5 protein-coding genes are annotated in these 5,611 nt (G+C 63.0%); 2 read left to right on the top strand and 3 right to left on the bottom strand.

The features are described 5' to 3' along the window. Nucleotides 1-583, top strand: a 583-nt coding sequence (locus F615_RS0116965; RefSeq protein WP_026330408.1) for an HAD-IC family P-type ATPase, incomplete at its 5' end; no start/stop codon positions are given. Nucleotides 584-992: 409 nt separating this feature from the next. Continuing rightward, nucleotides 993-1,289 carry a CopK family periplasmic copper-binding protein gene (locus tag F615_RS0116960; RefSeq protein WP_019562338.1) on the top strand — a complete coding sequence of 99 codons (297 nt, stop codon included), beginning with the start codon at nucleotides 993-995 and terminating at the stop codon, nucleotides 1,287-1,289. 572 nt (nucleotides 1,290-1,861) lie between these two features. Here the strand turns inward: F615_RS0116960 and F615_RS0116955 are convergent. The 3 genes from F615_RS0116955 to F615_RS19020 are packed head-to-tail and all read right to left on the bottom strand — an operon-like array spanning nucleotide 1,862 to nucleotide 5,358. Next, nucleotides 1,862-3,133, bottom strand: coding sequence for a hypothetical protein (locus F615_RS0116955; protein ID WP_019562337.1), 1,272 nt, complete (start codon nucleotides 3,131-3,133; stop codon nucleotides 1,862-1,864). An 11-nt stretch (nucleotides 3,134-3,144) separates the two neighbouring features. After that, a complete protein-coding gene (locus F615_RS0116950) occupies nucleotides 3,145-4,101 on the bottom strand; it encodes a hypothetical protein (protein WP_019562336.1) in 957 nt (318 codons plus the stop codon). A gap of 3 nt (nucleotides 4,102-4,104) precedes the next feature. Then, entirely contained in the window at nucleotides 4,105-5,358 is a 1,254-nt protein-coding gene (locus F615_RS19020) for a hypothetical protein (RefSeq protein ID WP_019562335.1), read from the bottom strand. Between the last annotated feature and the right edge of the window lie 253 nt (nucleotides 5,359-5,611).

The following is a 5,611-nucleotide window of genomic DNA, read 5'->3' as shown; positions in this document are numbered from 1 at the left end:
GCTCGCCGCAGTCCTGGCCGTCGCCGACCCGGTGAAGAAGACCACACCGCAAGCGCTGGCGTCGTTGCGCGCGGAGGGCTTGCGCGTCGTCATGGCCACGGGCGACGGTCTGACCACGGCCAAGGCCGTGGCGGCGCGCTTGGGCATCGATGAGGTGCATGGCGAGGTCAAGCCCGCCGACAAACTGCAACTGGTGGAGCGGCTGCAGCGCGAGGGGCGTATCGTTGCGATGGCTGGTGACGGCATCAATGATGCCCCGGCCTTGGCAAAGGCCGACGTCGGTATCGCCATGGGCACCGGCACCGACGTGGCGATGAACAGCGCACAGATCACGCTCGTCAAGGGTGACCTGCGCGGTATTGCGGTGGCGCGCGCCTTGTCAGTGGCCACGGTCCGCAACATGAAGCAGAACCTGATGTTCGCCTTTCTCTACAACGCACTGGGCATTCCCATTGCGGCCGGCGTGCTGTATCCGCTCACCGGTTGGCTGCTTTCACCGTTGATCGCCGCCCTGGCGATGAGTTTCAGCTCCGCATCGGTGATCGGCAATGCGCTGCGTTTGCGCGGCGTCCGTCTTGTCTGAACACGAGGATCGTCGCGCGTGCCGTGGTGGGTGCTGGTTGCACTCCCAGATCGCTGGGTCTGTCGTATCGGTTGCCACCCGACGTTGGACACCTGATCCCTATCGAGGCCTGGAATGCTCTCGACCACGGCACCTGAGCCGCCTCACACCGATACCGCACTTGGCGCCCAGTCGGCATCGCCATAAGCACTTGCACCGATGTGGCGATGAGTCCGCGCCCCGCCTTGGTGAGCAGGAATGCATTGAGATTGGCACACGATTAATCCCGATCCCATCCCGAATGGAATCTGACATATACGTAACGGCCGTCTCATCTTCCCGTCAGCGGTGGCTTCGCAGAATACATACTGTGCAGTCGCACAAGGCATTGACAGAAATGCCTTCACGTTTGATTGAAAGGAGTGTAGAGATGAAAGCCAGGATTACCGCTGTTGTCGCCGCCACCGTGCTGAGCGCCATCGTAACCCCATCGTTCGCTGGTGACGCGGCAGCGGCCAGCGCCAAGAAAATGTTCCTCCTCAAGGACGGTGGAACCCTGTATGTATTCGAGGACGGCAAGACGGCGCTGGAAGACAAGTTCGGACGGGCTATCAACCTGAAAGAGGGGCAATCGCTCGAAACGGTCGATGGCCAGAAGATTACAGCCAACGGCAACGAGGTCGCTCGACTCGATGGTCTTCTCCGTCAGGGTCATTCCGGCGGTTGACTACTCGATTCAATTCGTGAACTGCACGCCAGCGGATGTCGGGCCAACTCGTTGACCAACACGCGCTGGCGGGCCATCGGTCATAGCTGGGGCTAACCACTCGATGGTAGGCTGCGACGCTACCGGTCAATCGGCGCCGCACAAGGTGAGAGTCCGCCCTGCACTGACTGACCGGCGTTCATTGCCGAGGCCATTGCGTCCACAACAACCCGCAGGATTGCCCGGGATTGCTCAATCGTTGAGAGAGTGGGTTGGATTCCGGTCGCGTCTGCACCACCACTTTTCAGCGCCCAACCCTCTCCGGTTGGGCGTTTTCGTTTGCGAGCCCCCGCCGCGGCGCGGGGTTCAGGCCGGTTCTGCGTGTGCTGCGTCCCATTGCCGGGGGCGCCTGAATGGGGCAGGTTCGACTCTGATCCGCCCTCTCTTCTCTCAAAACCTGCGCCAACTTCCTCGCCGGAGCGCACGCAGAAGGCCTTGCGCGTCAATGACCTGTGTATGCGTCGTTGCGGGAGGTTGCCCGGCACGCTTGGTGATGCAAAGCCTCATGTGAACCGAGAGTCGCCAGAGTCGCACTAACGCCGCCGTCCCGCCTTGGCAGGGGCAACGAAGAGGTTGAAGCAGAAAACGTGGACTGTGACCTCCCGTCCGGCATCTTCGCGGGATCGAAACACGAAGCGCCACTCGCCGGCAGGCTGTCCCGACTTTTCCCGCAAGAAGTTCGAGTGGGCTCTCAACGAGGCCGTGATCGTCTCCTGTATGCCTGCAAATCCAGCGACCCCCTTGTTGAAGAGTACGAGCGATGCTTTGCAGTCGCGCCATGTCAGGTAATCCAGCAATTGCTCAAGCGCGCTTACCAGCACTTGTTCGCCTCCCCACAGCTTGCACTCGGCCACGAACGCTGAACGGGTTTCTTCTTCTATACGGATATCGGTCTTGCCGTAGTGACGGAAGACCTCTCCGGCAGCGCGTCCTTGATAAACGCTGTTCAGGCTAGCCAAGAGAATGTCTCTCAGGCCCTCTTCACCAAGCGCCTGATACGTCTGGGGCGTACCTTCAAAGGTTGCCCCCATGTGGCGAATGTTGGCGAGGATCGCCTCATACAGATCGTCGGCTATTGCTGGTTCTGGTTTGAACCCCGCCACCGGCACTTTGGGCAGCTGGATCTGTTTTCGCGGGCTTACGTCAACGGGCTTGTATTCCGGCATCCCCGGCTTGCGCACCAGAGGGATGTCGAACGCAGAAACCAGTCCGTGTAGCTTGGAGATCTGATCTCGGCGGTACGCAACCGCCTCCTGTACCGCTTTGGGCAAAGAGGCGTTGTACCTCTGAATCTGGTTCGATTGCGTAGCGATGCTTTGACGAATGCTGGCCAACGTGCTCTCCAGTTGCTGTTTGAACCAAGTCTGTTCTGTCTGACTGGTATTGGCGAAGGACAGCGTCAGCAGCTTTCGTCTCGCGTCGATATCACCACGAGGTGGATTCAAGCTGAAGGTGCTAGGCCGAAGTCGCCAAAGATCGTGGTCGCCAGAAAATGGGACGTAGAACTTCAGCAAGTGACCGTCGGCCATGACGGGGCGACCATCAAGCGATCCACCGTACTCAAAGCGGTGCGTTACGTCGATTTTTGTCTCTGCATGCTCCATCGTCATCTTGTCTTCGTGCAGCACCAGTGGGGCGACTGCTAATTGGGCCACGATGTGCTCGCAAAGCGTGTCCGTGCTTGTTGCCAAGAATTGCTCTCGGGGTATGGCCTCGACCAACTCGCGGATACGACACTTATTCGCATCCAGTACCCCTGCAAGGTCGCCCTCTGAAAAGAGGTAGTTGCGGTCGCTTCGATACATGTCGACTCCTTTTACTGCTCCGCGTGCTCATCTGAGCACGGCATCCAATACAGTCCCTCTCGTCTCCTCTTGGAAACAAGCGTGTCGTAGGCGTGTTTCGCTCCCGCAGCATCCGCCTTGTGTTTATCTCTGGCCTTAACCTTGAACACGTCGACCAACTTGTCACTATCAAGGCCGGCACGCTGCATGATGCGCTCTGCCGTGGCGGGCTCGCCCTTCAAAGACCAAAGGGATTTGAACACTTTCGTCTGACCATCGGTGAGCCGGATTGGCCCGTCCGGCCAGTCGGGCAGCGTGACCCAGCGGAAATCCGCCGAGAAAGGCCCCTTCACCGGCGTCCTTGGATCGCTGGCCTGTGCTGCCGGCGGCTCTCCCGTCGGGGCGATGAACGAGATGCCGCCTCCGTAGAAGGCGAAGCGATCCTCCAGAGCCAACCACTCCACGCCCGGGCCGAAGGGCGCCCCGTGCGTCTCGCGCGGCTTCGGCGTGATGACGCGGATCGGCCCGCCTGCGACCCGCACCCGCTCCAGCAGGGCCGGCTCGCGCCATAGCCGGATCAGATCGCGCGCCAACAGGACTGGCGAGCGCCGGGAATCGCCAAGGCGCCACACGCCATCGCCGAGGGCGTCGATGCCGTCGCGGCTCTCGATCGAAAGCGCCAGCCGCAGCTTTCGGCGCAGCCAGTCCTCGTCCAACCTCAACGCGACCGCGTCGTCGGCCGCGACGGCCACCGGCCCGCACTCCGGGCAATGGCACGTGCGGCCGCCGCGACCGTCACCCCAGACCTGCGCCCGGTGCTGGTGGCAGTAGGGGCACAGCACGAACCGCTGGTCCAGGGCCGTGGGCTTCACCGCCTGCCCGAGGGCCGGCAAGGCGGCGCTCTCGCGGGGAGAGAGCGCGGCTCGAAGGATGGGCGTGCCGCCCGCGAACAAGCGGCACACCAAGGCCCAGGCGTCGTGCGTGGCCACCGATCAGTCCTCGCCAATCGAGGAGGGATGCGGCTCAGGATTGGCAGTTCCCGCTTCCGGCGGCGCTTCCCGGACGTTCAGCGTCTGCCCGGGCTGCAAGATGCCCAGCGAGACCAGGTAGCCCTCCAACTGCGCCTGCAACGCGGCATCGAACTTGTGCAGGTTCAGCCGTCCGCGACGCGTCACCTCCACCGTGACGACCTTGGAACGCGCCTTTCCGGGTTCGGGCGGGTAGTACAGGTTGATGCGTGCCGCCGTGATCAACCAGCCGCGGGCCAGCGGGTCCTCACCAGGGAACTCCTCGCGCAGCAGTTCGGTGACGCAGCGCTGCTCGCTGGAGGCCATCGCCGTGCAATCGAGCTTCAGTGCCGTGCTCGGGCTCAACACCGAGATGGACTTGACCTGCAGCGCCACGAAACCGTCCGCCACGGCCTGCGGCACGTCGAAGCCCAGGCGCAAGACCGACAGGTCCAGCGTCGGCGGCTTGATGCGGTGCGCGTCCACCTTGACGCCCAGCAGGTGCTCGGCGAAGGCGTCCACGAGCATCTGGTGGTACTTGGCGCCACCGCGCACGAGGGTGCGAACGACCCCGGTGGCGACGGCGTACTCCAACACCATGTGGATGTTCGGGTTGCCGACGCGACGGGTGAGATGGGCGCCCTCGAACTCCAGGCGCAGCATGGCCAGGTCCTTGACGTGGACCGTCAGCAGGAACACGCCGGGGCTGCGTTCCACCAGGTAAGCCACGCTGCCGTCGCCGCACTGCAGTTCGCGCTGATAGAAGGCCGAGATGGCCTGGCGCAGCGCGGTCAGTGCGGCATCCGAGGTGTTCGGCCGGCGCTTCACGCCGAGGTCGTGCTGCTGGGCTTGCGATCCGTGGCGCTCCAGGTAGTCGAACTCACAGGCCCGCTCGAACAGCGCCGGGTGGCGGGCATACAGCCAGAAGGAGCGGTGGGTGTCGCTCCGGCATCCCACCAGGCCCAGCAGCGCGGCGCCGTCCCCGGCGGCGGCCTGGAACATCGCCTGCTTGCCGGCCGGGTCGGCCAACTGGACGCTGGCCATGAGGTTGCCGATCAGACGGTCGCGGGCGGCGACGTCGGGCCAGGCCCGAACGGCCTCCACCAGTGCCTGCGAGGTGCGCGGCGTGTCCTCCCAGTCGAAATCGGCGGCCACGGGCAGGCCGTGCGAGGCCAGGAAAGTGCTGAGGGTCGCGTCCACCGGCAGTTCGAGCAGCACGTCGACGAAGGTCTTCTTCATCTTCTCGGTCCTTTCCGCAAGAGGTGTCGAGGGCTGCGGACCGATGGATCGGGCACGCGGGCCGGCGACGGGGTTACCGAACGGGGATCTCGCCAGAGTAAAGCAGCGAGATACAGCGCGATTGTGTCCCGCCCAATTCCGCTTGTCAATCATCGCGGCACGTCTGGCGCTTTTTGGTATTTCGCAGCTATACTTGCAGTCTGTTTTCCTACACTGACAGTCGATTCGAGACAGGACATCGCCATGGCTTCCA

It is taken from the genome of Caldimonas manganoxidans ATCC BAA-369 (assembly GCF_000381125.1).
Lineage (GTDB): Bacteria > Pseudomonadota > Gammaproteobacteria > Burkholderiales > Burkholderiaceae_C > Caldimonas > Caldimonas manganoxidans.
This window is presented reverse-complemented; position numbering and strand designations above follow the sequence as displayed.

What these genes read in the sequence shown, in the direction of transcription:
- F615_RS19020 (WP_019562335.1), bottom strand. Translation starts at nt 5,358, where the DNA reads ATGAAGAAGACCTTCGTCGACGTGCTGCTCGAACTGCCGGTGGACGCG.
- F615_RS0116955 (WP_019562337.1), bottom strand. Translation starts at nt 3,133, where the DNA reads ATGTATCGAAGCGACCGCAACTACCTCTTTTCAGAGGGCGACCTTGCA.
- F615_RS0116960 (WP_019562338.1), top strand. Translation starts at nt 993, where the DNA reads ATGAAAGCCAGGATTACCGCTGTTGTCGCCGCCACCGTGCTGAGCGCC.